Origin of the sequence: Arthrobacter sp. QXT-31 (assembly GCF_001969265.1) — a bacterium.
GTDB lineage: Bacteria > Actinomycetota > Actinomycetes > Actinomycetales > Micrococcaceae > Arthrobacter.
In genome coordinates this window covers 5,016,509-5,041,568 of record NZ_CP019304.1, presented here as the reverse complement: position 1 = coordinate 5,041,568, position 25,060 = coordinate 5,016,509, and the positions used below count along the sequence as shown (strand labels likewise).

Annotated in this window: 28 protein-coding genes, 1 tRNA gene and 4 pseudogenes; 12 read left to right on the top strand and 21 right to left on the bottom strand. The window is 63.3% G+C overall.

Annotation, left to right across the window (positions count from 1 at the left end):
• Window positions 1-208: 208 nt before the first annotated feature.
• Together BWQ92_RS23050 and BWQ92_RS23755 are read left to right on the top strand one after the other, a co-directional pair.
• The gene (locus BWQ92_RS23050; RefSeq protein ID WP_083706411.1) at window positions 209-796 is read left to right on the top strand and encodes a TetR/AcrR family transcriptional regulator; all 588 of its coding nucleotides are present in this window, start codon (window positions 209-211) and stop codon (window positions 794-796) included.
• Window positions 797-1,349: 553 nt separating this feature from the next.
• Entirely contained in the window at window positions 1,350-1,784 is a 435-nt protein-coding gene (locus tag BWQ92_RS23755; protein ID WP_157365250.1) for a hypothetical protein, read from the top strand.
• Between the two features lie 78 nt (window positions 1,785-1,862).
• Here the strand turns inward: BWQ92_RS23755 and BWQ92_RS23045 are convergent, their stop codons facing one another.
• Complete coding sequence (locus BWQ92_RS23045; protein ID WP_076803421.1) at window positions 1,863-2,648, bottom strand: GAF and ANTAR domain-containing protein; 786 nt, start codon at window positions 2,646-2,648, stop codon at window positions 1,863-1,865.
• A 35-nt stretch (window positions 2,649-2,683) separates the two neighbouring features.
• On the opposite strand from BWQ92_RS23045, the gene BWQ92_RS24515 reads away from it, so the two are divergent.
• From BWQ92_RS24515 to BWQ92_RS23920, 3 genes are all read left to right on the top strand, one after another.
• Entirely contained in the window at window positions 2,684-2,818 is a 135-nt protein-coding gene (locus tag BWQ92_RS24515) for a hypothetical protein (protein WP_257787659.1), read from the top strand.
• Window positions 2,819-5,494: 2,676 nt separating this feature from the next.
• Window positions 5,495-6,232: a GAF and ANTAR domain-containing protein gene (locus tag BWQ92_RS23040; protein ID WP_076803420.1), complete on the top strand. Its 738-nt coding sequence runs from the start codon at window positions 5,495-5,497 to the stop codon at window positions 6,230-6,232.
• A gap of 290 nt (window positions 6,233-6,522) precedes the next feature.
• Window positions 6,523-6,804 (top strand): hypothetical protein, encoded by a 282-nt coding sequence (locus tag BWQ92_RS23920; protein WP_076803419.1) that lies wholly within the window; start codon window positions 6,523-6,525, stop codon window positions 6,802-6,804.
• A 29-nt stretch (window positions 6,805-6,833) separates the two neighbouring features.
• Here the strand turns inward: BWQ92_RS23920 and BWQ92_RS23030 are convergent, their stop codons facing one another.
• The 4 genes from BWQ92_RS23030 to BWQ92_RS23015 all read right to left on the bottom strand — a co-directional run bounded on the left by BWQ92_RS23030 (window position 6,834) and on the right by BWQ92_RS23015 (window position 10,259).
• Window positions 6,834-7,091 (bottom strand): hypothetical protein, encoded by a 258-nt coding sequence (locus BWQ92_RS23030; protein ID WP_076803418.1) that lies wholly within the window; start codon window positions 7,089-7,091, stop codon window positions 6,834-6,836.
• A 546-nt stretch (window positions 7,092-7,637) separates the two neighbouring features.
• Window positions 7,638-9,749 carry an ATP-dependent zinc metalloprotease FtsH gene (gene ftsH, locus BWQ92_RS23025; protein ID WP_083706490.1) on the bottom strand — a complete coding sequence of 704 codons (2,112 nt, stop codon included), beginning with the start codon at window positions 9,747-9,749 and terminating at the stop codon, window positions 7,638-7,640.
• 99 nt (window positions 9,750-9,848) lie between these two features.
• A complete protein-coding gene (locus tag BWQ92_RS23020) occupies window positions 9,849-10,097 on the bottom strand; it encodes a hypothetical protein (protein WP_076803416.1) in 249 nt (82 codons plus the stop codon).
• Window positions 10,098-10,186: 89 nt separating this feature from the next.
• A tRNA-Lys gene (locus BWQ92_RS23015) sits at window positions 10,187-10,259 on the bottom strand.
• Between the two features lie 217 nt (window positions 10,260-10,476).
• Here BWQ92_RS23015 and BWQ92_RS23010 point away from each other — a divergent pair.
• The 3 genes from BWQ92_RS23010 (at window position 10,477) to BWQ92_RS23000 (ending at window position 12,124) form a co-directional block, all read left to right on the top strand.
• Complete coding sequence (locus BWQ92_RS23010) at window positions 10,477-10,902, top strand: Hsp20/alpha crystallin family protein (protein ID WP_076803415.1); 426 nt, start codon at window positions 10,477-10,479, stop codon at window positions 10,900-10,902.
• A gap of 253 nt (window positions 10,903-11,155) precedes the next feature.
• On the top strand, window positions 11,156-11,518 hold the full coding sequence (locus BWQ92_RS23005) for a hypothetical protein (protein WP_157365249.1): 363 nt from the start codon (window positions 11,156-11,158) through the stop codon (window positions 11,516-11,518).
• A 141-nt stretch (window positions 11,519-11,659) separates the two neighbouring features.
• Window positions 11,660-12,124 carry an Hsp20/alpha crystallin family protein gene (locus BWQ92_RS23000; protein ID WP_076803413.1) on the top strand — a complete coding sequence of 155 codons (465 nt, stop codon included), beginning with the start codon at window positions 11,660-11,662 and terminating at the stop codon, window positions 12,122-12,124.
• A 393-nt stretch (window positions 12,125-12,517) separates the two neighbouring features.
• Here the strand turns inward: BWQ92_RS23000 and BWQ92_RS24785 are convergent, their stop codons facing one another.
• From BWQ92_RS24785 to BWQ92_RS22955, 9 genes and pseudogenes are all read right to left on the bottom strand, one after another.
• Entirely contained in the window at window positions 12,518-12,796 is a 279-nt protein-coding gene (locus BWQ92_RS24785) for a DUF3040 domain-containing protein (protein WP_076803411.1), read from the bottom strand.
• Window positions 12,747-12,860: pseudogene (locus BWQ92_RS24780) on the bottom strand (hypothetical protein); the annotation flags it as partial. The pseudogene BWQ92_RS24780 and the gene BWQ92_RS24785, both read right to left, overlap by 50 nt.
• Window positions 12,861-13,067: 207 nt before the next feature.
• Window positions 13,068-13,635: pseudogene (locus tag BWQ92_RS24615) on the bottom strand (proteasome activator).
• Between the two features lie 220 nt (window positions 13,636-13,855).
• Complete coding sequence (locus BWQ92_RS22980; protein ID WP_076803409.1) at window positions 13,856-14,080, bottom strand: YegP family protein; 225 nt, start codon at window positions 14,078-14,080, stop codon at window positions 13,856-13,858.
• 546 nt (window positions 14,081-14,626) lie between these two features.
• Window positions 14,627-14,737, bottom strand: a pseudogene (locus BWQ92_RS24610) (DUF4193 family protein); the annotation flags it as partial.
• A 453-nt stretch (window positions 14,738-15,190) separates the two neighbouring features.
• A pseudogene (locus BWQ92_RS24605) lies at window positions 15,191-15,715 on the bottom strand (glycogen debranching N-terminal domain-containing protein); the annotation flags it as partial.
• A gap of 293 nt (window positions 15,716-16,008) precedes the next feature.
• Window positions 16,009-16,563, bottom strand: a complete 555-nt coding sequence (locus BWQ92_RS22965; RefSeq protein ID WP_335633086.1) for an NADPH-dependent FMN reductase — start codon at window positions 16,561-16,563, stop codon at window positions 16,009-16,011.
• A 107-nt stretch (window positions 16,564-16,670) separates the two neighbouring features.
• The gene (locus tag BWQ92_RS22960) at window positions 16,671-16,991 is read right to left on the bottom strand and encodes a hypothetical protein (protein WP_157365248.1); all 321 of its coding nucleotides are present in this window, start codon (window positions 16,989-16,991) and stop codon (window positions 16,671-16,673) included.
• A gap of 333 nt (window positions 16,992-17,324) precedes the next feature.
• A complete protein-coding gene (locus BWQ92_RS22955; RefSeq protein ID WP_076803405.1) occupies window positions 17,325-17,639 on the bottom strand; it encodes a MerR family transcriptional regulator in 315 nt (104 codons plus the stop codon).
• Between the two features lie 137 nt (window positions 17,640-17,776).
• On the opposite strand from BWQ92_RS22955, the gene BWQ92_RS22950 reads away from it, so the two are divergent.
• From BWQ92_RS22950 to BWQ92_RS22940, 3 genes are all read left to right on the top strand, one after another.
• A complete protein-coding gene (locus BWQ92_RS22950) occupies window positions 17,777-18,199 on the top strand; it encodes an Hsp20/alpha crystallin family protein (protein ID WP_076803907.1) in 423 nt (140 codons plus the stop codon).
• Between the two features lie 185 nt (window positions 18,200-18,384).
• Window positions 18,385-18,765 (top strand): J domain-containing protein, encoded by a 381-nt coding sequence (locus tag BWQ92_RS22945; RefSeq protein WP_236783043.1) that lies wholly within the window; start codon window positions 18,385-18,387, stop codon window positions 18,763-18,765.
• Between the two features lie 38 nt (window positions 18,766-18,803).
• Complete coding sequence (locus BWQ92_RS22940; protein ID WP_076803403.1) at window positions 18,804-19,196, top strand: hypothetical protein; 393 nt, start codon at window positions 18,804-18,806, stop codon at window positions 19,194-19,196.
• Between the two features lie 98 nt (window positions 19,197-19,294).
• Here the strand turns inward: BWQ92_RS22940 and BWQ92_RS22935 are convergent, their stop codons facing one another.
• Together BWQ92_RS22935 and BWQ92_RS22930 are read right to left on the bottom strand one after the other, a co-directional pair.
• Window positions 19,295-20,044, bottom strand: a complete 750-nt coding sequence (locus tag BWQ92_RS22935) for a hypothetical protein (protein WP_076803402.1) — start codon at window positions 20,042-20,044, stop codon at window positions 19,295-19,297.
• A gap of 123 nt (window positions 20,045-20,167) precedes the next feature.
• Window positions 20,168-20,593, bottom strand: a complete 426-nt coding sequence (locus BWQ92_RS22930) for an Hsp20/alpha crystallin family protein (protein ID WP_076803401.1) — start codon at window positions 20,591-20,593, stop codon at window positions 20,168-20,170.
• A gap of 484 nt (window positions 20,594-21,077) precedes the next feature.
• Here BWQ92_RS22930 and BWQ92_RS22925 point away from each other — a divergent pair, with 484 nt between their 5' ends.
• Window positions 21,078-21,266 carry a hypothetical protein gene (locus BWQ92_RS22925; protein WP_236783042.1) on the top strand — a complete coding sequence of 63 codons (189 nt, stop codon included), beginning with the start codon at window positions 21,078-21,080 and terminating at the stop codon, window positions 21,264-21,266.
• Between the two features lie 342 nt (window positions 21,267-21,608).
• On the opposite strand, the gene BWQ92_RS22920 is transcribed toward BWQ92_RS22925, so the two are convergent.
• The 5 genes from BWQ92_RS22920 to BWQ92_RS22900 all read right to left on the bottom strand — a co-directional run bounded on the left by BWQ92_RS22920 (window position 21,609) and on the right by BWQ92_RS22900 (window position 24,839).
• The gene (locus BWQ92_RS22920; RefSeq protein WP_076803399.1) at window positions 21,609-21,812 is read right to left on the bottom strand and encodes a hypothetical protein; all 204 of its coding nucleotides are present in this window, start codon (window positions 21,810-21,812) and stop codon (window positions 21,609-21,611) included.
• A 290-nt stretch (window positions 21,813-22,102) separates the two neighbouring features.
• Window positions 22,103-22,558: a rhodanese-like domain-containing protein gene (locus BWQ92_RS22915; protein WP_335633084.1), complete on the bottom strand. Its 456-nt coding sequence runs from the start codon at window positions 22,556-22,558 to the stop codon at window positions 22,103-22,105.
• Between the two features lie 129 nt (window positions 22,559-22,687).
• Complete coding sequence (locus tag BWQ92_RS22910; protein WP_076803398.1) at window positions 22,688-23,092, bottom strand: RidA family protein; 405 nt, start codon at window positions 23,090-23,092, stop codon at window positions 22,688-22,690.
• Window positions 23,089-23,850 (bottom strand): IclR family transcriptional regulator, encoded by a 762-nt coding sequence (locus BWQ92_RS22905; RefSeq protein ID WP_076803397.1) that lies wholly within the window; start codon window positions 23,848-23,850, stop codon window positions 23,089-23,091. The genes BWQ92_RS22910 and BWQ92_RS22905 overlap by 4 nt, the downstream gene beginning before the upstream one ends.
• Complete coding sequence (locus tag BWQ92_RS22900; RefSeq protein WP_236783041.1) at window positions 23,847-24,839, bottom strand: sugar kinase; 993 nt, start codon at window positions 24,837-24,839, stop codon at window positions 23,847-23,849. Before BWQ92_RS22900 ends, BWQ92_RS22905 begins: the two co-directional genes overlap by 4 nt.
• Window positions 24,840-25,060 lie beyond the last annotated feature (221 nt).

The following is a 25,060-nucleotide window of genomic DNA, read 5'->3' as shown; positions in this document are numbered from 1 at the left end:
TCCGGGCGCGGGCAATAAGCAAAAATCAAAACTGATCACGGTCGTGCCCATCCCCTCGGGAGGGGATGGGCGTAGCGTGGGGGTGTAGGGCTATTCAGGCACGGTTTAACTTCATGCGGTGACCGCTAACGCAACGCACCACATCGCAACAGAGCAACGGACGCAGCGGCAGACTCCGGCGCACCACCCGACAGGGAGCGTGAGTCAAGTGAATGACGTCCGAAGCAACGTCGTGCGGGACCGCATCGTGCGGACCGCGGCTGCCTTGTTTTACGTTGATGGTTTGCGGGGAGTGGGGGTCAACAGGATCATCGAGGAGGCCGAGGTCGCCAAGGCGACGTTCTACAGGCATTTTCCCAGCAAGGAACACCTTGTCCTGGCCTACCTCGATGAGATGGACAGGCTCTGGAAAATCGAACTGCGGCGGGCGGCGGGGCAGGAAACTGATACATCGGCCGACCGTCTGACAGCCATGTTCGATGCCCTGCTTTGGGAAGGACACCCGGGGGAGTACCGGGGAGCGGCGTTCCAGAAGGCGTCCGCAGAGGCCGGCGCGGGCAGCGCCGTGCACTCAAGGATTGCAGAGCACAGGGCCGGCGTACTGGAGTGGATCCGCCTCATGACCCGGCAGGCCGGCGCCGCCGACCCGGACGGGCTCGCTGGAACACTTGCGCTCCTGATGGAGGGGGCGCAGGCTCTCGGTATGCCCACGCCGGATCACGACGCCCCACGGTTGGCGCAGGCCGCCGCGCGCCACCTCATCCAGGAGGCCTTGGCGGCAGCCACGCCACGCTGAAAAGTACCTCCCTGTTTCCTCCAGGGATGGCGCGTGCTGGCCGGGTGGATACTGTGCGGTGCAGTTGGTGTGATCGGGCAACCCTGGAAAGACAACGGCACGGCCGACAGCATGAGGTTGGTCATCGGGGAGCCCTCCCATGAAGACCGACTGGTTCTTAATGAACTCCCTGGCACGCCCTACCGCCGCCGGGCGGAGTGGACGTCCAAAATACCCCATCCCAGCAGCCAATCCACGAAAGGTGTGCTGACGTCAGTCCACGGCCCCCACTGTTAGCGCAGGCTCAGCCGCCCCGGCTTGGCCGCAAATGAACGGAGCACTTTCCCTGCAGGGCCCAAGGCGGGTCGAGCACCCGGCAGCCCCGGTGCGGGCGAGGGGAGGGCGGCCCAGTCCCCAAGGTGCGCCGGGAATTTCCCCGGTTGAGCCCGAACAATGGGCCCACGACAACCACTTTGGTGTGATCCTCATGCAGACCGGGGACTACTGGCAACGCCGCCGGTGCGAACGGTCACGTACGCGACCGGGAGGCCGGCGCCGGCGAAAGGACATGATCATGACGCTGCACGCCACAACCGGGGGCCCCGGCCAGCACACCGCGGCCACCGGAAGACCACAAGTCCCCGCTGGGCCCGACGTGCCGCCGGCGGCCCGGGAGGGGCTTCTGGAATTCCAGCTCAACCGGCTGATCGGGGAAATTCTGGCCCAGCCCGGTCTTGATCCCGATACGCGCACGTCCTTACTGGATCATCTGGCCCGCAACCCCGGTCAGCCCGGGCAGGCGCTGCTGGCCCATCTGAACGGCATCCACGACCCCGATGACCTGCCACTCTTCAAACCCAGGGAACGACCGCACAAAGGACACTCGTACTCAGTTCATGCACGACCGACCAGGCCGGCACCCGTGGAAGCCCTGCCCGGCGGCCCTGGGGTTTGCCTGCCCTTCGATGAAGCAGCGGACTGGGGTCGTGCACGGCCGGGTGTGCGCTGACAGGCGACCAGTGCCGCGACGAGGGAGGTCAGATCCCCGCCGGGCTCGCGGGCCCCCTTCCGTCCAACCCCCGGAAAACTACGCCTGACACCACCGTTGGCGTTGCCTGCCGACAACCGGGGTTCCGTCAAGCCGGGGCCGACCAAGGTTTCCCCGGGTCTTAAGCGTCGAAGTGCGTCCGGACGCTGGGTCTTGGGAAACGGAGGCGACTACTGATGCGGTGATGTCCCGGAGTTTTATCTTCCGGGTGCTGGAAACGATTTTCAGGATCTTCATGGCTGTGGCCTGGCTGCAACGGTTCTGCGCCATGATCGCGCCGGTGGCCAGGTCAATGGTGGTCCGGGATTCCATGGCGGCAATGAGGTGGGCCTTCGCCTCGGCGGGCTGGCTGATCCGAACGGCCAGGCGCAGTGCCTTGGACGCATGATATAAATACGTTTCGACCAGGCTGATGTCTTCACTGGTGAAGCCGTGGGGCCGTGTGGAGTGCAGGTTCAGGCCTGCTTCGGCTTCTCCTTCCAGGATCAGCGGGACCGACAGGTTGGATCCTACCCCGGCTTCCAGGGCTACCGCGGTGAAGCCGGGTAAGCGTTCCTCGACCGTCATATCAGGGAGATGCACAATCGTCTGCTGAAGGATTGCTGCCAGGCGGGGTCCGTCACCGGCTGCGTACTGGGTTTCGTCCAGGTGGCCTGCGCTGTCTTCGCTGCGGGCCACGGTCACTGGTTTCTTCCGCTGGATCAGCGTGATGCTGCAGAAGGCGGTGGCTGGGTCGGTCGGGGCGACGGCGGTGAACTCGGACAGTTCGTCCAGCAGTTCTTTGACGTGGTTGTCTCTTTCGCAGCGGTGGTAGATTCTGCGCACACCCTCTGGCGAGTCGGCGAGACGGCGAGGCGGCTATGGCGAACAAGCTCATCGGATACGCTCGGGTTTCCACTAGAACCCAGGTGAACGACTGGCAAATCGAGGATCTGCTGGCCGTCGGTGCAACCCTGTACCGCAGGATCCAGGAGCTGGACCTCCTGCGCAGCTAACGGCCCCGGTGTTTTGCGTGCCCCGTTGGCGACCAGCGCGAGTGCGGCCCACTGAACACGAAGGGGCGTCAGGTCATGCCGCCTCCTTTGAGGACATCGTCGATGGACGCTGGGCCGGCCAAGGGGGGTTCACTTTGCTGCTTCCCCGGCTGTCCCGGTGGAAAGCCCTGACTATACTCGTCCTGCGCCAGGCAAGTGCCCGGACAGCGGAAGGACGCAGTGACGGCAACAGCCACACCTGCCGTGATCTTCCAGGCACCGGTCTGCCGGGCTGTCCCATGCTGGACTGTCTGGCAACGTCCCGGACCCGGGACAGGCCTGGCTAGTGGGGCGGCTCCATCTGAAAGCCGCACCGGCAATGCAGCACCCGGGTGTGCAGGTACGCGCCCAGGATATCAGCCGGTCCGGGCTGGGTGTGAACCGGACGCTCCAGGTCCTGCGGGCCGGATCCGGTGGGGTCATCGGCTCGCCGCAGTGGATGTAGAGGGAGCCGACGTGAACGACGTCGTCGGCCAGGCCAGGGTTGCGGACCAGCACCGGGGCGAGGAGCTCTGCTGTGGTTGCCTGGACGCGTGAGCCGTTGCAGGAGGAGCAGCTGAACGCGACCGCCAGTGAGTCGCTGGACTTGTCCAGGGCCGTGATGGATTCGGCGCGCAGATGCTCGTCCGTGCTGCACGACATGCACCAGGGGCGCGGCCCGCGGGGCTGCTGCCTGCCGTCCGGGTAGTAGGTGCCGGACGGGACCGTTGCTGTCATCAGACCAGGTTGGGATAGCTGGAGAGGACGTAGTCCACCGCTGCCGGGCCCGTCATTCGCAGCCTGATGTTCCGGGGGTCGATCCGGTGCCGCATCGCCGCCCAGAAGGACCGCTCGCTGCGCGGCCGGGTGTCGAAGCCCCGGTCCAGTCACCCGCGCCTCCAACCCTCTAATTGTGGAATTGAGTTCCAGGGCCTTCCGGGAAGGCCGTCAATAGTGTGGGAGTGACCGATGAGGTTCGCATGCCTTTCGGGTTGCTGCGCTTCTTCTGGACATGTCCTCAGGCTGGCCGGGTGAGTCATGTTTTGGAGCGCCGGACGGGCGATGAAAGCGAGAGAGGCCGCCGATGGATGGAAAGGTGCGGGAGGCGATGTACGTAAGTCCCGGACTCATGCTCGCAACACGTGTGTCGGGAAACTCGCTGCAGCTGCTGCCGGATGGATTCGGTGTCGGGACCCTGTGGCAGCCTTGTACGCGAGCTTGGTGCGAGTCGTGCGGCGGAGCGCTCCCCATTGGCTAGTGCATCGAAGGGGGCAAAAAGAGGGTGTGCACACTGTGCACACCCTGGGCTTCGGATTCGGTTGTACCGGTGTTGGACTGGTTCGGATTGGGGATGTTTTCGGGGGAGTGGCTGGTTTTCAAGGGTTGGCGCCCGGTTCGAGTCCCATCTCGGGCACGTGTTTTCCCTGTTCAGAGGCTTTTTAGCCTCTGAATGTGGACATTTTGTGTTGTGAAGGGCCCCTGAGGGCGCCTTTTTCATTGGTGGCCGGCTGCCTCCCTGCCTTCCTGGGTTGACGGCTTGCCGTTCGTTACTTGTTCATGGACGTCCTTGGCCTGTGCAACATGACCTGAGAAAAGGTCCGGCTGTAGTCCTTTTCCGCGTCGTTGGTCCTTCATTGCTTACCTCCTTGCTGTTGGTTGTGTTTTTTCTGCTTCTTCATCGTTACCCCCGGCATCTACTGCATGACGCTGTGCATTTTGAAGGGGTATTCCTTCGTGAGGCGGTGGGGACACTGTTTGTTCTGCATGCGTGTTCATTGCCTCCGCGTTGGTTCACCTACATGAGGAACGAGGTTTAGGGCGGACCGTCCCCAACCGGGTGGCTGCTGCCTGACGGGTTGTTCATGTCACTTCATTGCCGACGCTTTGCCTAGCCTGCTGCAGCGCGATCTGATTGCGTTTGCTCTGAACGAGCTGCTAAGCGACGAGAACCTCCTCGAACTCGCGTCCAATGCAGAAGAGAACAACCTGCCACCGATCCGGCGGCTTTGAGGGGGCAGTCCCGCCTGGCCCAATGCGGACAGAACAGTCTGTCTCGAACCCATCGCTGATCCTGTTACCTTTACGGTGGGGACCGCAGAGCCGGTCCGCCCTTAAGCGAACGCATCCCGGGAAAAGATCGCTGCCATCGCGTACCAACTGTTTTCCCGGTGTGGAATCTGCGACGTCGGAGCCGACGAGCTGATCCGTGTCGATCTGGAGATGCCAGGGAGCAGAAGCGATACTAAGCCAGCCGTGTAGCAGAGTGCGGTCGATCAAAGGCGATGCCTGAGGGTCCCGCCGCTGCAGCCGCACCCAGCGGCGGGTTCGCCTCTCCCGCTGCTAATACCTGGCTGTTAATGCCTGACGTGACCTCGAAGACCGGCCCGGACGGCCGGTCAGTCTCGCGGCGGCGTATCTCAGCATGTTAGGGATGTCATCGAACTGCCAGGTGTGGGCTAGAAGTTCGGGCAACTCGACCACACGAGGGCCAAGCCATCCATCACCGGCTTTCTCGCTCTCTGCAGCATGGTTCAACTCTTCCCCCTCCCAGATTTTCAGTTACTGGTCCCAGCCCTTGCAGGCCTGCGAGACCCGAATGGACGCACGTGTTACGAGACAGCGGCGGCCCGTGCCGGGGGTGAGCCGTATTATTGGCCCATGTCGCATTCGGCTGAAAACGAGCCTGCCGAGCAGCAGCTGCAGAATATTCTGGTGGACGCGGAGGATGCGGTTGAATTCCTCTCCGGACTCTCCAAGCTCGCCGCTGCCGCGGTCTCTCACAGCGCCGATGGCGAGATCGAATGCGCGGTCACCGTCAAGGTGAAGCGCCGGCCCACGACTGCCGCGGGCAGCAGCACCCGTGCCGTCGAATTGGACAAGATCGAACAATCCGTGGGCGACGGCCCCTGCATCACGGCACTGCGGGAAATGTCACCGGTAGTGGTCGAGAACGTCACCTCAGATCCGCGATGGCCAGAGCTGATGCGGAAATTCGCAGAGGCGAACGTCCACAGCTCTTTGGGAGTACCCCTGGAGATCAGCAGCGGCGCCAGTGTCGCTCTGAACTTCTTCGCGTCCAAGCCCGCTGCTTTCACCCAGGACGTCTTCGACAAGGCGCTGGGCTTTGCTGAGGCCGCCCGGAGCACACTGATCCTGTCGGTTCGCATCGGCACCGCCCAAAACCGTGCCGATGACCTGGAAGCAGCCATGAAAAGCCGGACGGCCATCGACCTTGCCTGCGGCGTCATCATGGGGCAGAACAGGTGCTCCCAGGCAGAAGCGATGGAGATCCTCTCCAAGGTATCCAGCAACCGCAACCGCAAGCTACGCGATGTAGCCACCGAACTACTTGAACAAATCTCCGGCAGCAGCATCGACACCCACTTCGAAGCATGAGAACCGCCAATTCCCACTAACCGTGCTTTATTAGGCTCGGTCCTGACAGCAACGTGCCCGACGGCAGGGCCATTCCGCCGGTGGCCAGCGGAACCGGCCGCGGCCCAAGGCGGGAGGCGGCGTAGTATTCTCCACTGCCTGTGCTCGCCCTCTATGGGTTGAACTCGCCAATCAATGCCTGAAACAGGAATGCCGTCAGCAGCTCTTGCAGGCTACCCCATGTAAGGCAGCAGTCCGGGCGGCAAGGCATGCCCATGCTTGAAGGCATTTTGTGAACAGAAGGAAGCTCGATGATTTCCCGGTCTTTCGTTGCAAAAGGCCTGTTTTTGGACCGCCCTCGAGCGTACGCTTCGTCGGAAGATGCCGGGCGGCTGTATGGCTGGCCCAATCGCTCTCCCGAGGAGGGAAACATAAAAGACCGGGATTCGCACGACCAGGTTGAAAGCCAGGACGTTGAGGACCTCCAGAATGACGACAGCTTGACCGCCGCTGATCGCGTGGATCTCATAGCGAACCAGGCCCTGGCCGAGGAGGACACTGACGACGCGGAAGGTGAGCGGCCGGCGGGTTAGGCGCCGACCTTGTCACGATGCCGGCCCTTTCAGCTGTCCGGCGTACGCTTCCAACGCCGGGACAGGCGCCGCCACAGATCGCCGACGGCCCAGAGACCCGCGGCCGCTGACAGGACGACGAAGGCGTAGGTGAACAGCAGCCAGGCAAGCGTCTCCAGCGGCGGATGGCTCTTGCTGAGCAGTGAAAGGCCGCCGAACATCCCGACCGACCAAAAGAGAACTACTCCTCCCAGTGCCGCAGCGGACGGGAAGTGGTCGTTCCGAATAACTCTGCGCAGGGTATTCACCGGCGCTCCTGCAACCTGTTCAATGCGCTGATTTCCGGGCAGGCAGGGGCGCTTGGTGTAGGCGCGGCCGGGTGCCGGGCGGAAAGGAGGGAGTTTACTGATGCGAGTGCCATGGGGACCTTCCCGGTACGGGGACAAGACGCCTGCTGCTCGACTACAGCCACCTTAAGCGTGGTGATATCGCTCCTGTCAATAAGTCTGCTTTCTTTCGCCAAGATCACTCCTGACGCCAGGAAGATGCTGGGTGATCAGCTGACCGAAGGCTGCCAACATGCAGCCGGGCCCTCGCGCGTATAGCACTGTGTGGTTTCTTGCCGGTAGCGGGGGAGGGAGGAACCTGGCAGCCAAAGCCCGCGATAACAAATGAAACTCCCGCACCGCTACGGGCGAAACGGTGTCACTGATAACGGCCATTCCGCCAAGTTTTGGACTTGAGATGGACGGGGGTGGAAATCGGAGACAGGTCCCTTGCCGTGTTCTTACCGGGCGCGTGCTGAAAAGGTCGTCGTGTCCGGCAGTACGGGCGTCAGGAAGCGTTCCGGGCAACTACGGCTGCGGGCGGCCGTGGCCTTGATCGAACGCGGGTGTCAGATGCGGGTCCCCGCCTTGTTCGTGCCCGGCATCTGGGCGAGTATCTTCCACCCCGGCCGTGCCGGCCCCCACCTTTGCGGGTTCCCGTGTGGGTTGCCCCTGCCCTGGTTCGGGTCCCTGGGCTGCCGGGGGCCGTTGGATGCCTGTCGCCTCGTAGATTTGCTGTTCGTCCAGGGTTTCATCTTTCAGTAGACGCTCGGCGAGGGAGTCCAGCTGCCGGCGGTGTTCCTGCAAAAGGGTCCGGGCGCGCTGATAGCACTCGTCCACCAAGGTTCTGACTTCGTCGGCGACGGCGTCGAGCATGCCCTCGGAGACGCCCATGGCGCGTGGGTCGCCTTCTTCGGGAAGGACCTGGACGGGGCCGATGCGTTCGGACATGCCCCAGCGGCCGACCATCATGCGGGCCAGGTGGGTGCTGGTTTGCAGGTCGCTTTCGGCGCCGCTGGTGACAATTCCGAAAACCAGTTCCTCGGCCGCCATCCCGCCCAGGGCGCCCATGATTCTGCCTTCGAGGTAGTTCTCGTCGTAGCCGTACCTGTCCGTGTCAGGAGTTGACAGGGTCACTCCCAGGGACCGGCCCCGTGGAATGATGGAGATTTTCCGTACCGGGTCAGCTCCCGGCTGCAGCATGCCCAACAGGGCGTGCCCGGATTCGTGGATGGCTGTTCTCCGGCGCTCGTGCTCAGGCATGACGACGTTGCGCACGGTACCGAGCTGGACTTTCTCGAGGGCATCGAGCAGGTCCCGGTGGCTGACGGAGGAATGTCCGCGCTTGACCGCGAGCAGGGCCGCTTCATTGACCAGGTTTGCCAGTTCAGCTCCTGTCATTCCAGGGGTAACGCGGCTGAGGGCGTCAAGATCGGCGTCCTGCCCTAAACGGACGCCCCGGGAGTGGACCCGCAGTATTTGCGCACGCCCCTTCTGGTCCGGGGCGTGGACGGTAATGGAGCGGTCAAAACGTCCAGGGCGCAGCAGGGCCGGGTCCAGGACGTCCGGCCTGTTGGTGGCGGCCAGAACGACGACACCTTCTGAGGAGGAGAACCCGTCCATTTCCGTCAGGATCTGGTTCAGGGTCTGTTCCCGTTCATCGTGGCCACCCACCGCGAGGGAGCCGCTGCGTTTGCGGCCAATGGCATCAATCTCGTCGATGAAGATGATGGAAGGAGCCGAATCGCGGGCGGCCTGGAAGAGTTCGCGTACCCTGCTGGCTCCGACCCCGACGATCATTTCGACGAACTCGGAGGAACTGGCATGGAAAAACGGGACGCCGGCTTCTCCCGCGGTCGCCCGGGCCAGCAGTGTTTTTCCTGTCCCGGGCGGGCCGCTGAGCAGAACCCCCTTCGGCGGCTTGGCCCCGATCAGCTGGTATTTGCCGGGCGCTTTCAGATAGTCAACTACCTCGGAGATCTCGGCCTCGACTTCATCAATGCCGGCCACGTCCTTGAAGGTCACCCGGATTTTCTCCGGGTCCACCGGCTCGAATTTCTTTCCGCCGCCCATGCCCAAGAGTCCGGATTGCCGCCTGAGCAGCCAAAGGTAGAAGAGGACCAGCAACGCTATGGGCGCCACCGAGAGCAAGAGATTCAGCAGCAGCCCTCTCTCCTGCACAGCCGGCGTGGCCCGTACCGTGACATTGTTTCGCTCCAGCACGGCCAGTAGGTCGTCGCTGGCGAAGGAGGGCCGCTCGGTGGCGAACCGCCGGTAGTCCGTGGCGGACCCGGGCAGGGGCCGTTCCTGTTTCAGGCTTCCCTCAATCGTGTTTCCCCGGGCAAAGACTTCAGAGACGTTATTCTCCGCCACCTGCGCCTTAAATTCCGTGTACGGCACCGGCTGGGGACGGGCCGACTGGTCCTGGATCGAGAGCGCCGCAAAGACAGCCCCGTACAACACCAGGGCCCACAGCGCCCACTTCTGCCAGCCACCCCACGCTCCAGAATTCCGAGGCGAGCCGGGGCCGGGCCTGCCGTTCGGCAGCCCCTCGGTTCGCCAGGGGACCTGCTCCGGGCGGGTGTCGGCCCGCCCGCCCGGATCTGTCTTGTGATCCTTCACCGGGGAATGTTCCGGCATGTCCTGCACACCTCCACTTCCGCTTGGAAACACGCTTTCGGACAGCTGATGGCGATAACCTCATGAAGCGGCGCCCATTGCCGGAGCGCCGCCCGACGGTCAGGACAAACCACTCGCTCCTGGTTTGTTCCACACCGGTTCCCTTCCGGGAATGTTCCGGCAGAGCAGGTCCAGCAGCTCGCCCTGGTCCAGGCCGGTGGCTTCACTGACCTCGGCGAGGGTGGCCTCCCCGGCGCGCAGCAGCGCCGCGGAGGATTCCTGCAACGTCCGGTGCGCAACCTCCAGGGTGGTTTCGGCGTTGGCCATCACCGCCGCCAGCGCCCGCAATTGCTGCAGTTCCGGGTTCATTGTCCACTCACCTCCCATTCCATTGACGGCTCAGTCCAGCAAATCCGACGGCAAGCGGTGGCCGGCCTGCAGCAGACCCATTCAGGGGGTGCACCCGGTGGGGTTCGAACCCACGACCCGAGGATTAAAAGTCCCCTGCTCTTCCGGCTGAGCTACGGGTGCACCGGACTGGAGGCCTGTTCACCGCTTCCCGGCATTCCACTACCTCGCGTAATCTGTATCGGTTGCTACAGATTTTTATTAGCACTGCAACGCGGCGGAGGCAAGAGTATTTTGGGCAGTAATTGCCGGAAAGCCCTTGCAAGGAGCGGCGGTCGGTGCTATTAAATCTATGTCAGCAGATACAGATCCGGGTCGAAGGTGATCAAGGAGGTATGTCATGTTGATGCTCGATCCATTCCGGCAGCTCGACCGCCTGACCGAGCAAGTCCTGGGCACTGCGGGCCGCCCCGCAGCCATGCCGATGGACGCCTGGCGGGAAGGCGATGACTATGTCGTTGCACTGGACCTGCCCGGCGTGGACGGCGGCTCCATTGATGTGGGGGTGGACAGGAACGTCTTGACCGTGCGCGCCGAACGGAAGGACGTCGCCGGCAAGGACACCGAGATGGTGGCCTCCGAACGGCCCCGCGGTGTCTTCAGCCGCCAACTCATCCTCGGGGACGCCATGGAGACGGAGAAGATGACGGCCAGTTACGACGCGGGTGTCCTGACCCTGCGCATCCCCGTAGCCGCACAGGCAAAGCCGCGAAAAATCGAAATCCAGGTCAAGGGAGGCGAGCAGCCCCAGATCGACGCGGCCTAACAGACCGGGACGGGCACCCGTTACACGCTAACGCTGCCTCTTCGGGCGGTCAGGCACCACAAGGAACGCCACCGCGCCTTATAGCGCACATGCAGCAGCAGCGCACGGACCCGTCCCAACCGCGGTCCCCGGCCAGTCCGGGCCGGGGACCGTTTCACCGCATGCCCGGGCGATCGGTGGCCAATGGCGGGGAAAGACCCCGGGTTTGATCGTGCGGCTTGCCGGCCCTGGCAGGGCCGCCGCAGACGAGGGTATGAACTATGAATCCAGTGAAGGGGGTGTGGGGAACTTGATGGAAGAAGGCCGGCCGGTTGCGTACACGGCGCTCGAGAATGGGACACCTGTCATCTCCCGGTCGGGACACACTATTGGAACGCTGGACCGGGTCCTGGGAGACGACAAAGGCTTCATCCTTCACGGCATCGTCGTCAAGACCGGCAAGGGTCCCAGGCTTGTGGCGCGTGACGCCATTGAACGCATGACAACGACACAGATCCTCTGTACGCTCACCGATGAACAAGCCAGGGACCTGCCCCAGGCCCCTTCCATCCCGGCCTCAGGGATCAAGTCATGGATCCCCCGGAAAGCCAAAACCGGTGGTCCACCCAAGGGGTGATCCTGGCTTTAGCGGGGAGCCGGAACGGGCCTTAACATCCGCGGGCAGCCGACATATTTTATTCCTGCGGAAAATCCGATCCCCGGTTCCGCGGCTGCATCAGGCGCCGCTCGGCCGGGCAGACACGAGGAGGAGGCAGCAATGAACAGCATCATTCGACGGGCAGGTTCTGACATTAGTGAGCCTTTCCGCCGTTTCCTGGAAGGGGACCTTGGGTCATGGTTGCGGGTGGAGGAATACCGCGAGGACGGAACAATGGTTGTTAAAGCCGAAGTCCCGGGCATTGACCCTGACAAAGACGTGGACATCACCCTGGTTGGCAATGAACTCCAGATCGATGTCCGCCATGAGGAGAAAACGGAGCACAAGGACAAGCGCGGGTATCGTACGGAATTCAGGTACGGCAACTTTTCCCGAACCATAGCTCTCCCTGCTCCCGTGGACGAGAAAGACATCCGGGCTTCCTACAACGATGGCGTTCTGGAAGTGCGGATTCCGGTTCCAGACGACCCAACTGGAGCATCCCGTAAAATTCCTGTGGCGCGGGGCCAAGCCGGCGGCATGACAGGTACTGGCCCGGAGGCAGGACCTGCCACGCAAACCTAGACGGTCGGAAAGTCCGACTTCCCTTGGCATCATCGCGGCGGGACGGCACGGCCTCCCGCCGCTTCCGCCGAAGGAGCGACCCGCTCTGTCCCCCGCGGTTTCCTGAATCTGCCCAAAACGATAGATACATGCGCATACCGGATGATCACCATTCGGAGCCCCTTCTTCATCAGCGTGGAGAGTGCTGGTCGCGTCCTCATAGGCGATCGCTGCACCACCAGTTTGATGGTGAACCAGTACCAGGTCCCACCGGTACTCAGTCTGACATTCACGCGGCGCCGCCCCAATGAGATTCCACTCGACGGGCCCCAGACACCTAACAGCGCCATCCCATCGCGCAACTCTAAGCCCCACGCTTGCCCGGATATGATCTTGATTCACCGCTACTGATGCTCATGGCTGACGCTGGCGTCCTTGCTGTGGGTGAACGCCGTAAAGGAAGCAGTGAGCGCCTGCCACCATTAGCGCGAAGCCGGCGACGCCGATGACGGTGAGCTTCGTGCTGATCCCGGCGATGAGTGCTGCGAAGCCGGCTAACGCGGCCAAGATGCCGCAGAACCATAAGGGATGTTGCCCTGCTGGGGGTAAAGCCGGACTGCAGTTTCCGGGCCAAGTCCGGATGCGCTGCCGCCAGTTCCTTTTCGAGTTGTTCCAGGCGCCTGCGTTCTTCATCCGACAGTGCCATCAGAACCCTCGAGCGCGGGAAAGTGCAGTGGGGGATAAGTGTCCGGGACATCCCACAGCTGCCCCAGTGGCGATCGCACCCTGTCTCCTGCAGATATTCGGCGAATACTGGTATTGAATCTTACCTGGGTCAGCCTGTGATGGGCTGGTGGACTGGGTGGAAGCAAGCACTCCTGGCCCGTGACCGGCCTCCTTTACTCTCGGTGGCCCCGCTCACCGCAACGGACTAGCGGGTCGGCCCCCGGAAAACTTTGCATCTTCAGAGATACTGACCGGTCGGTGCAGCTGGACTGGCGGGACTTGTGCGCGGGGTTCCGTCTTTGGCAGGCCCGGTCCGGTCCTGCGGGGCAGCGTTGGTGATGAGAGCTGCCGGGATTACGACCGTGGCTGCGGGGAACCCCATGTCTGGCGTGACCGGGACCATATTGCGCGTCAGTGCCTGCTGCTGCGCGATGGTGGCCTGGATGTTGTGGACCAGTCCTTCCAGCCACCCTGCCAGCTGGGCCTGCCCGACCCGGAGTTCTTCGGCTGAGGCCTGTGCTCCGCCGGGTGAGGGCACCCAAATCCGACGGAGTTCCTCGGTCAGCTCCTGCGGAAGGCTGTCTTGGAGTTCTTTGACGGAGCGTTCATGGATTTCAGAGAGCCGGGCTCGGGCAGCGTCATCAAGGGGGCGCTGCGGACTCGTCCAGGAGCTGAAGGATCATCGTTCCGATCCGCACCACCTTCACGGGCTCCTCCACCAGATTCGCCACGGCTGCCTCCCCTGCTGTGCTGTCACGAATATCTTTGGCCAATGCCTGGTTCCCGGGTTCCCGGTCCTGCCTCATCGAATGTACCCCTCCATGTTGTTGCCGCCCCTTCCAGGACGGCTACTGCCAGCAACCACAGCAATCTTCACCACGTATAGAACTCCCTTCAGTGTCAGCGTTTCGCCCTGATACTCCTGCGGTCCTACGTCCTAAAGCGCGCTGCCCGGATAATTTCGTCTCTGTCCGGACAAGGAGGTCCCGCACGGCCGGAGCGGATTCCGCCAGCATCCCTTCCGGATCATTTACGGCACTGTCTGCCCGCGGCCACCGGTGCGGCGGGGGATCCGCTTCTGTCCTCGATGAGGCCGGAGGCGGCAATTTCACGGATGGCCTGGATCCCCCGGGCGGCCGCTTTCGTAGTGTTGTACTTTTCCGACAGGGCCAGTAGCTTGCCGGTTTTGTCGGTGAGCCTGGCCCTGTAGCCTCCGCCCGCATCATCGACGAGCTCAAACTGTCCTGCCATCAGCAGCCCCTCCTTTCCCTGGGGCGGGGTGCAGGTGCCGGGTCTTGCCGGCTTCCCGCAGGATCGGGACGGCCGCCCGGCTGTCCTCGGCGCTGGAGTCCGGCTGTTACCAGGTCCAGCAGAGCCTGGGCAGAGTCAGACAGGTCCTTGCCTGGATCGGTGCTGCCTGCAGTGGCGTAACGCAGCAGGACCTGGCGGATGCGTTTGAGTTCGCGGGAGGGCACGAGGGGCCAGCGATAAAAATGCCGGCGCGCTGCGCCCAGTTCGGCTGAAAGAAGGGGAACAACTGATCCATGAGAATGGACCGGCTGACTTGAGGAGAACATCATGCAGGGCCTTCCGGAGCGGTATCAACCAGCCGGCTGCATGACTGAAATCCAGCTAACGAATGTGACTTATCTCTTGCCAAGCGCCGGGCGCCACACACCGGCGCAGAACCCAGCAGGGCGTTGGGGCTGCAGGGAAGCCGGATGGCGGAAGCACCCCGCGGGAACGGCCGCCGGTGACTGCCCACGCGATGCCGGACCCAGGTCGCCGGCAGGTGGCTTAGCCCTCGCACTCGCTGCAGTACCGTCGTCCGTTGTCCTCCCGGGCCAACTGGCTGCGGTGGTGAACGAGGAAGCAGGACATGCAGGTGAATTCATCCTTCTGGACCGGCTCACCCAGAGCGGCGCCGGCGGCCACACCCATGCGCACTTCGTGAAGGATCCGTCCGGGTTCCTCTTCCGTCTCCGGGTTCACCTGGCTTCCCTGCAGTTCGGCGAGGGTCTGCAGTGTGCCGACCGCCAGAGAGGGATCTATCGGAAGGGACATGTAGGCCGTCAGCAATGAGTCCCGGCCGAACAATGCCATGAACCAGGGGGCGCCGGCGGCGACCACTGCACGGCCCGGATGGACCGGGTCGAAGATCCGCAGCGAGCCGAGGTCCTCGTGGCTGCGCCGCAACACGAATGCGATCTCTTCGTTCGCCAGATCCAGACGCGGGGCGGACTGTCCCCACGCCCGGTGACGGCGCGCCGCCTCCAGGTCTGACGCAGAGACCGCGGCAACAAACCGGTCCGGGGGCAGCCTCTGCTCCACCAGCGGGGTCACAATGACGTTGGTGGACCATGTCCCCCGTGCCGGAATGAGCGCGTGGAAACGGAGCCGATCCTCGTCCACTTCTGCGCCCCGGCCATGCACGAGGATGCCCCGCCGCCACCGGTGGCGGACAGCCTCGAGGAGCAGTTCATCGCCCTGGACCCTCCGGACGGACGGCACCGCAGGAACAGTCTGGCCGATTTTCACATCGAAGAGGTCGGCGAAATCAGATTCGACGCGCAACTCCAGAACGCACTCCGCAGGGCGCGCGGAAAAATTGCGCACCGTAAGATCCTCCCGCAGGCCGGCACCGACCAGCCGGTCACGTTCAACGACCAGCGGGGAGTCCGCACGCCCGGGCGCGCTCCGGACACGTCCGACAAACAGCGCATGGTAAGGCTCCATAACCCGGGGCAGCAGAGGCTCCAGGGGAAGACCATTGACCCTTAGGCACCAACAGGACAATATGCGCGTGTCCTGGTAGAAAAGGCCTTGCGTCATGTCTGGAAGGACATCCCCTGAAGAGGAGGAAATGCAGAAGGAGGACCCTTCCACCACCGTGATAGCACCGGTAGCCGCCGGTCCCGCTGCCGTACCGGCGTTCCACCCGCTCTTGAGTGCCGCCTGCTGCTGCGGCGTTCCGACCCGGTCGTCGCCGGTTTCAGGAGTGCGTGAATGCTTTCTCACTGGTTGCTCTCCAGAGGTAACGCCCTTGCTTCAGAGTGGGCTGCACGCGCAAGACCCCGAGGCCTCGACCCAATTTTACGCGTCGAGTGCATCACCGTGGGCTGGCTGCCGAAACGCCGTCTAGGCCACTTTCAGCTCAATGGCTGATAAAGACGGCGAGGTCATTTACGGGTTGCCGCCAGCGCTGTTGCCCAGGAGATGAGCTGCTCAAGGAGTGGTTCCAGGGCTTCTTCTGCGGCCTGGCTGGGCTTGAATGCGGTAAAGCCTTCGAAGTCGGTGGCGAACGAGAGCGCCACCTGGGCCCGGACGTCGGCCATCTGGAGTTCACCGGCGATCAGGCGCAGGTTTTCGGCGGCGCGGACGCCGCCGGCGCTTCCGTAGGAGACGAAACCGGCTGCTTTGTTGTTCCATTCGGCATAAAGATAATCCAAGGCGTTTTTCAGGACGCCGGGCACGGAGTGGTTGTATTCGGCCGTGACGAAGATGAACCCGTCAAACCGGGCGACCGCCTGCGCCCAGGCTTTGGTGTGCTCATGCTGGTAGTTGCCCAGGGAGGGCGGCATGGGTTCGTCCAGCAACGGCAGGGTGTAGTCGGCCAGGTCAAGGATTTCGAAGTCGGCTCCTCCCCGGGAGGTAGCGCGGGCCATGACCCAGTCCGCCACTTGCCTGCTTCGGCGCCCTGGGCGGGTACTGCCGACCACTACGGCGATCTTCACCACGTAAAACACCCCTCTGGGTAATTGCGTTCGGCTCAAGATGACGTGTCCTGTCCCTGCGAGCCGCTGTCTGGAGCCGCATTTGGTTGCAGCGTCCTTCAATAGGGTTACTGTTCGAGGACGCTGTCGATAAGGTCTTTGAGGATCTCCCAGAAGTCCCTGGCCCGGAAGGAAGTGACGGGCCCCCGTCCTTGTGCCTGGCGGACGGCGTTGGCGATGGCAATCGCTTCCGTGAACAGTTCAGCGGTGACGGCCGGGACACGTTCGGGTTCGAGGGCGAGGATGTGTTCGACCATGGACCGCGAATGCTTCTCGGCTTCCCCGTTCTGGTCCGGGCCCAGGCGGCTGGGTTCAAGCCGGGTCCTTGCTGTGGCGAGCCCGCGGTCCACATGCGGGGCAAAACCGTCGTCCATATACTGAATCGCCATGGTTCCCTCCCTGATCGAAGATCCGTTTCGATACAGCGCTGGTCTTCTGCTGAGATCTATATCCGCTGACAGAGATTTAATAGCACCGGCACCAAAGTGCTGGCAAGAGATTTTTGTCGCCGCTCCGGGCAACATAGCTGCAAGCTGCCGTGGCATTGGCCGGGCGCGGATTCCCCCAAAGGTCCGGCGGACCTGGCAATGAGCTGCGGCACCGACACAGGCAGTCCCGCCCCGGTCCTGCCGGCACGCCCCCTGGGCGGTGGGGTGCGTTTAGGACATGGGTGCGGGCCGACGCCGGCCGCAGGGGGGGCGCTGAAGCTCCGCCTGGTTGGCTTATTCCTTGCGGCCGTCCTGCCGGGCGGAGGCGCGGGCGCGCTTGAGCTGGCTCCGGAGGCGCGCGTTGTCCATTTCCAGTTCGAGTACCTTGGCCACGCCGGCGAGGTTAAGGCCTTCGTCGAGGAGTTCAGCGATGCGGCGCAGCACGGCCAGGTCGGCTTCGCTGTATTGGCGGGTGCCACCCTCGGTCCGCTTCGGGGTGAGCAGGCCGCGGCGTTCATAGAGGCGGATGTTCTGCTGGCCTGTTCCCAGCAGTTCTGCCACTACGGAAATGGCGTACAGGCCGCGGGCGTTGCTGCGTTGGTTTGTCATCTGGCTTTCCCGTCAAATGGCTGGTTTTTCCTCTTGCACCAGTCTGGCACTGGTGCTATAAGAAATCTATATCCACTGTCACAGATAGCAGGCGGTGGGTAGCCGTGAAACCTACATGCTGAAGGGAGTGGGAAATGATGTTGATCCGTACTGACCCGTTCCGTGAGCTGGATCGGCTCACACAGCAGGTCTTCGGAACAGCAGCCCGTCCGGCCGCCATGCCGATGGACGCGTGGCAGGAAGACGGGGAATTTGTGGTGGCGTTCGACCTGCCCGGAATCTCCCCGGACGCCGTCGATCTGAACGTTGAACGCAACGTCCTGACTGTCCGGGCCGAACGCCGTGACGCCACCCAGCCCAATGTTGAGCTGGTGGTTTCCGAGCGGCCGCGCGGTGTCTTCAGCCGGCAGCTCATTCTCGGCGACACCCTGGATACCGAGAACATCAAGGCCAGCTACGACGCCGGCGTGCTGACACTGCGCATCCCGGTCGCCGAGCAGGCCAAGCCCCGGAAGATCGAGATCGAAAGCAAGGGCCAGCAACAGCAGATTGCATCATAGCCCTGCGACGCGCACGTGACGGGGGCGGCCGCCTGGTCCCCGGCCCCGGGCCACAGCCGGAGCCGGGGACCGGCGGCTGCCGCCGGAACCGCTGTCACGGCCCTGCGCCAGCCCTTTGGGTGGCTGAGGGGTGTTCATGATGACCGTACCTGTCCCGGACCATTACGCGGTGCTGCACGTCTCCCATGGCGCATCGCCACAGGAGATCGCGCGCCTACCGGGCCCTGATGCGCCGCCACCATCCTGATGTGGGCGGTGCGGACGCGGTGCCGGCGGAACTGCAGCTCATCATGGACGCTTTTTCCGTGCTCCGGGACCCGCAGCGCCGCCGCGCCTATGACCGGCAAGCCGCCCGGAACAGGCGTGCCGCGCCCGAGGCCGGGGAAAGCCGTTATCCCGCCCGGCAGGGCGCGGCCGCACAGGAGCCGCGTCCCCGGGACGAACACCGGAGCAGGGAAGAACGCGGCAGCGGCGACCCGCAGGTGATCCCGGTCCGCGTGGTCCGCCGCCGGGAGCCACCTCTGCGTGTCACGCCGGTCCGGTGGGAGCGCGGCCCGTGGATCTGAGAGCACCTGAAGCACACTCCGGAGGAGGACAAACCATTATGAGTGACTGGCGCCGCTACGACTCACACTTGATCCCGGCCTTCCACGAGCGCTTCGAACAGCGCTGGGGCAAGGGCACTGCACCGTTCCTGGATCCCGAGGCGCATGAGGAACCGGTGCCCCGGGCGCAGTGGATCAATCCGGCCACCGGTGCCGCCCTGGCTGTGGTGCCCATCTGGACGGACGAGAAGGACAGCCAGCACCGTTCCTTCGGGGTGTTCTACCTGCCGCCGGCAGGGGACATCTGGATGCTCCGGCCGGGCTTTACAGGGTTCCTGGAACCCGCCGCTGACGATGTCGGGCACCTGGTCGCTTTGCGGAATGACGCATTCCGCAAAGCCGTATCCCACGCCAATGAATTCCTCTTCGGACCGCCCCCGCTTGTGGACTGAGGCTACTCCAGGTCTAAGGCCGGCCGGTGTGGACTCCGGCTGTGGTGGACTGAAGCGACCCGATGAACAGCTGGGCCTACCACCGAACCGACAAAGTGCTACCGGTGGATGCGGACCGCGCCGATGACCAGTGTGCCTTGCACGGCGGCGTGACGGGTGTCCAGACCTGTGTTGGTGATGACGAGGTTGTCCCCGCTGATGACCAGGACGTGGTCGCTGCCGGACACGGCCTCCAGCCATAGGGCGTCATCCGGGCTCTCGGGGGGGAGCCGGTCCCGGAAGAACAGTCTGCCGCCGATGCTGAAGGTCATCAGCCCTTCGGGGTCCACGGCCATGGTGCAGCTGGCCGCCGTTTCTGCCACGTCGCCGACAATGCCACCGAAGTCAGGGGTGACGGCAAGCTGGAAGCCATGAAAGAGCAGGACCGAGACCAGGGCGGAGGTCAGGTCGCCGTCTCCCTCGCGGAAGGCCACGACCGGGACCAGGGTGTAGGCCAGTACCGGCACCGGCCGTTCCTGCCCGTCACTGGAGAGCTGTGTCAGGACCATCCGGGCGGCCACGGGGGTGAGCTCGCTGGGAGCCCACTGGCTCCGCTGGACGCTCAGGCCAGGTCCGCTGCAGCCGCTGTGGTAAACACAGTCGGTGAAGGTCACGTAATTGGTTCCGTCCGGGGCGGTGCTTTCCGTGACATTAACCAGCAGGGAGAGCGGCTCGCCGGGGTCCAGGGGCGCCCGGCAGGCAGCGCACGCGCTGGCCATGGAGGCAGCAGTGAGCACGTACTGAGCGGTGTCCCTGCCTTTGAAGGACTCCAAACGCCCGTCCCAGGCAACGTTGCGTGTGACTGGCATCAGCGGACCTCATCCTCTCTTTATCCCGCGGTTTGTTCCTTTCTTGGAGGGGGCGGCGGTGCGGTTCCCCGGGTCACGGGTGCCGGGGAACCGCGCAGGGCGTGACCGCGCTGGCCGCCGCTGCTAGGCGCTGATCTGCTGCTGGGCATCCTGGCCGCTGGTGATCTCAATCTTCCGCGGCTGTGCCTTGGGAGCGACCGGGATCCGCAGGGTCAGCACCCCGGCGTCGTACCCGGCCTTCACGTTGTCCGCATCCAGCGCCTCACCGAGCACCAACTGCCGGCTAAAGACACCCTGCGGCCGCTCACCGGCCACCAGCTCAGCACCTTCCGGGGCGCCGTTCTTCCGCTCAGCCCGGATGGTCAGGACGTTCCGCTCAACATCCAGATCGATCGAGTTCACGTCCACGCCCGGCAGGTCCACCGCGACGACGAACTCGTTCTCTTCCCGCCAGGCATCCAGGGGCATCGCCGCCGGGTGCGCCGCAGTGCCCAGCACCTGCTGGGTCAGCCGGTCCAGCTGCCGGAACGGATCGCTCATCATCAACATCACATACCTCCTTGATCATCAACAAAGGGCGGATATCTTCATCCGCTGATATAGATTTTTTAGCACTGCTGTTAACAACTTGCAAGGGATTTCCGTTGACAACCCGCAAGGATCTGCGCGGTTGCACCGCGGCCATGACGCCTTAAGGGCTTCACCGTGGGTGAGGTCCGCCGGAGGATCTTGTGCGAAGAAAAGGAACCCCTTCCCGGTGTGCTCAAAATTGTCGTTGCTGAGCGTCGTTCAGGGGTATTCGGTCGAGGTGGCCGGGAGCGGAAGCCTATGCTGAGTTTGTTAAGGCCTTTGGTTGTGGCTGGACAGGGTACGCAACGGGGGCATAGCTTCTGTTCAGCAGCTCCGGTGCTGACGCCCCGGTCCTGCGGGTCAGGGCGTGTCCCGGCCGGCAGAAAGCATACGGGTGAACGCTACGCACTTTGAGGATTTCCTGAGGGAAGCGACCTCAACCGATCCAGGCAGCGAGCAAGGCTTGAGCAGAGAGGCAATCTTTGGCCTCTACGAGAGCTGGTGCACCCTTAGCCGATGTCCTTCAGAATCTGAAGAGGCACTGTGGGCGGCCTTGGCTTCGAAGGGCATCGACCCGGAGAAGAAAAACCTGGCGATGACAGGGCCGGCCGCCGCGGACTACATCCTCTTCAGCGCCCCGAATCTAACGTAGGAAGTGGGATTTTCCCCACGAGAACACCACCGCCGCTCAAGCCCGCAAGAATCAGCGGGTCCTACGGGAGCGGACGTATAAGCCATGTCCGGAACCAAGCTGCTGCTTGTTGCAGTGATTCCGCGATAAGACCTGCGACGTTGCCCTCCCGCCTCCGCTGAAGGGGTTAGCCGACAAGATGGCGCAGTATTGCTTCGGCCGTACTCCCACGCGGCCGCCACACCCTGCACTCCGCTGCTTACAGCCTGAACGTCCAATCCCAACCGCTTACTGCTGCGATCCGGCTCCATAAAACATGCGCACACAACGAGGAACCAGCACAAACCATCCGGAGGAAGACTGTCAGCGTGTATTCCCCGGGTACCAACTGTAGGGGTTGGATTTCGGCCTGCCATTGCGGTGCGCGTCATACCCTTGCTGCCAGGCTGCCTCCACGGCGGTCACCATCTCGGCCAGAAGAGGGTAGTAAGGGTGGTCCGGCCCGATGAAGAGCATCTCCTCACGCGCCTTTTCCACCGCTGCCCGCACAGTGTTGCCCTCCGCCATGAGGGCATCGTCCCACCAGGGACCGAAGCAAACTAGAGCTGGCCAACCCGTAAAAGCCCATGACGTGGAACAGCGCGTTAGTGAAGTCAGTTGATGTCAGATTGATCTCTAAGAGCGTCTTGGTCGGGCGTCAGAAAAGGGCGAAACGGACCATGTTTTTCGCTCACTGCTGGGAGGGGGGTCTTCGCGCTCGTGACCGAGCTTGCCGATTCTCGCTGCTTTCGGTAGCCGGTTAACAGGCCTGGCAAACCTCGGCCCGGGAGAAACCGGACTAGTGATGGCGCGCAACACTAGTCTTGGGGGTGGTTACGTCGTTCCGAGTGCGCCGTTACGAGTCCGTCTGGCTTGCCGGAGCTCGTTCCGTACACCGTTTCTACCGGGAGTCCGTTCCTGATCCAGTATTCGATACCGCCGATCATTTCCCGCACACGATAACCCAGCTTGGCGAAGGCGAGGGCGGCGCGGGTGCTGCCGTTGCAGCCGGGCCCCCAGGAGTAGACCACGACGTTAACCGCGGGCGGGATTATTTCCGGGGCGCGGGACGCGACGTGGGCGGTGGGTATGTGTACGGCGCCGGGTATGTGCCCGTGCTCCCAGGATGATTGCCGGCGCGTGTCGACCACGACGAGCGTTCCCGGGGGCGCATCCGCGACGTCCATAACGTCTATTTCGAATTCGAGTTTGGCTTCGAAGAACTCCGCCGCTCCACTCGCCGCGGTTGGTACGTCTGCACCTTCAGTGATCACTTGCGCGCTCCCGGTTGTTCAATGAGAGAAATGGGGTGACGGCACTTGGTTTCATGTGTCGCCACCCCATCTTGAATATTCCTTTGGAGGGCCTGTCGGCCCTCGTCCGGAGGCCGGTTCTGCGGAAATTTAGGCGGTGACTGCCAAAGCATCGATTTCTACCAGCATGACTTCGTGGGGGAGGTCGACGAACACGGTGGTTCGGCTGGGGAGAGCGCCGCTGGGGATGTTTTCGCGGATGAACTCGCCGTAGACTTCATTCATCGCGGAGAAGTCGTCACGGGTGGTGAGGTAGACCCGGAACATGAGGACGTCTTCCATTGAGGAGCCACCGGCTTCGAGGATGGCTTTCACGTTTTCCAGGGTGCGGCGTGTCTGGACACGGACGTCGCCCTCGCCAATGTATTGGTTGGTGGCCGGATCCATCGGACCCTGGCCGGAGACCTGGAAGAACCCGCCTTTTTTGATTCCCTGCGAGAATACGTGCGCCGGGGCAGGGGCGTTTTCGGTCAGTACTACGGTCTTTTCAGTCATGCTGAGTTCCTTTCGTGGCTGTTCCAGCCGAGGTCACGGGAAATGGCCTCGGTGCTGGCTTTGAGGTCGGGCAGCAGCTCAAGCAATCCCTCATGGCTGAGCATCACTACCGGTACCGAACAGGAGGCTGCCGCTACAACGGCGCCGCTGGCGTCGCGGATGGGAGCCGCAATGCAGTGCACGAACGCTTCGTGCTCGGCGTTGTCGAGCGCCCAGCCTTGGATCCTGACCTGCTCCAATTCGGCCAGCAAGGCTTCCGGGGAGGTCAGGGTGTTCTCGGTAACTTTCACGTAATCCAGCCCCGCCGCGATCTTTTCCTGCCGGCTGCGCGGCATGTCGGCGAGGAGGACCTTCGATACAGCGGCTGAGTGCAAGGAAGCAGTCAGGCCGATGCGCGAGTACATACGGACAGGGTGGTGTGACTCGAACTTATCGATGTACACCACCTGGTTTCCTTCGAAGGCGGCCAGGTGCACTGTGTGCCCCGTGCGCCCATTGAATTCGGCCAGATGGGGGTGGGCGACCTTGCGGATGTCGCGCTGCTCCAGCGCAAGGGAGGACAGCTCGAACAGTTTGGAGCCGAGCATGAACCGCTGTTCCTCGTCCCGCACCACAAAGCGCTTTTCCTCCAGGGCGTGCAGGAGGCGCATCACCGTGGTCTTGTGCACTGAAGCACTGGAAGCGAGCTCATCCAGTGTCGCTGGCTTGGCTGCCAGTTCGGCGAGGAGGTCGAGGGCCCGCAGAAGGCTCTGGCTCACGGTGTCACGCTCCGGTGCTGGTGAAATTGTCCGTCTTCAACATGGATGGCAGTCCAGTCCTCATCTGCAGAATTCAGGATGGACGAGAGCTGGGCCGCGTCGGGCAGGGGACCGCGGTCCCCGTGCACAGTGAGCGTACACGCCGCCGCGACGTGACCCCTGCGAAGACTCGCCTTCTGGCCCAGGCCGAAAAGCATACCGCTGAGGTAGCCGGCGGCGAATGAGTCGCCGGCACCCACAGGCTCGACGACGGCGACGGAGAGTGCGGGCACCTCTTCCCTGGTGCCGTCCCCGGCAGAGTCTCCGCGCGTGAGGGCGATGGCGCTGATCGCCTCGTTCTTGATGACCAGCACTTCGGGGTCCGGCAGCATGCTGCGCAGCTCGGCTTCGTCTGTGGTGCCGAAGGCGTTCCCGGCTTCATCTTTACCAACCAGCACGATGTCGGCCAGGTTCGCCAGACGCTGCAGGACCGAACGGTCACGGCCGGCCCACAATGCTGCGCGCCAGTTCACGTCGAAGCTGATAAGCCCGCCGTCCCGGGGTTCAGTGAGAACAGTCTCGACCAGTTCCAGGCACTCGGGGGAGAGGGCGGCAGTAATGCCGCTCAGGTGGATCAGGGCGGCATTATCCAGCAGCGAAGACACTGCCGGATTACCCAGCATGGCAGGTCCCATGGCTGAAGCCGCACTCCCTTGCCGGTAGTACAGGACGGAACTGCCGCCATGGGGATCGGAGTCCTGGGCCGGCACCTTCACGTAAAGCCCAGTGGGCAGGAAGTCATCGACCTCGACTCCGGAAACCCCCACTCCGTGATCCTCGAGTTCGCGGAGGATGCGGGTGCCGAAGCCGTCACGGCCCACCCGCCCAATCCAGTGGGTGTCCATGCCCATGGCAGCCAGGCCCATAGCCACATTCGACTCCGCCCCGCCAATCCCGCAGTGCAGCTCGGTGGCCTGGTGCAGGGGAACGGCTTGGGCAGGCGTCAGCATGGCCATTGTCTCGCCAAGACATACAGCAGACAGCATGTAACTCCCGTACCTACTTGTGCGCTTTCCAGCGGCTTTCCGGCGCCACGGTCCGGAAGGGGTCCGTGGCGGTTTGAGTGGCTCTGCGGGTATACCGCGGCCTTGACTCTCGATCCGGCACCATGTTAGACATAACAGCAACAGATTTGCAACCAGCGTTGCAAAATACGCAATCACCAAGATCC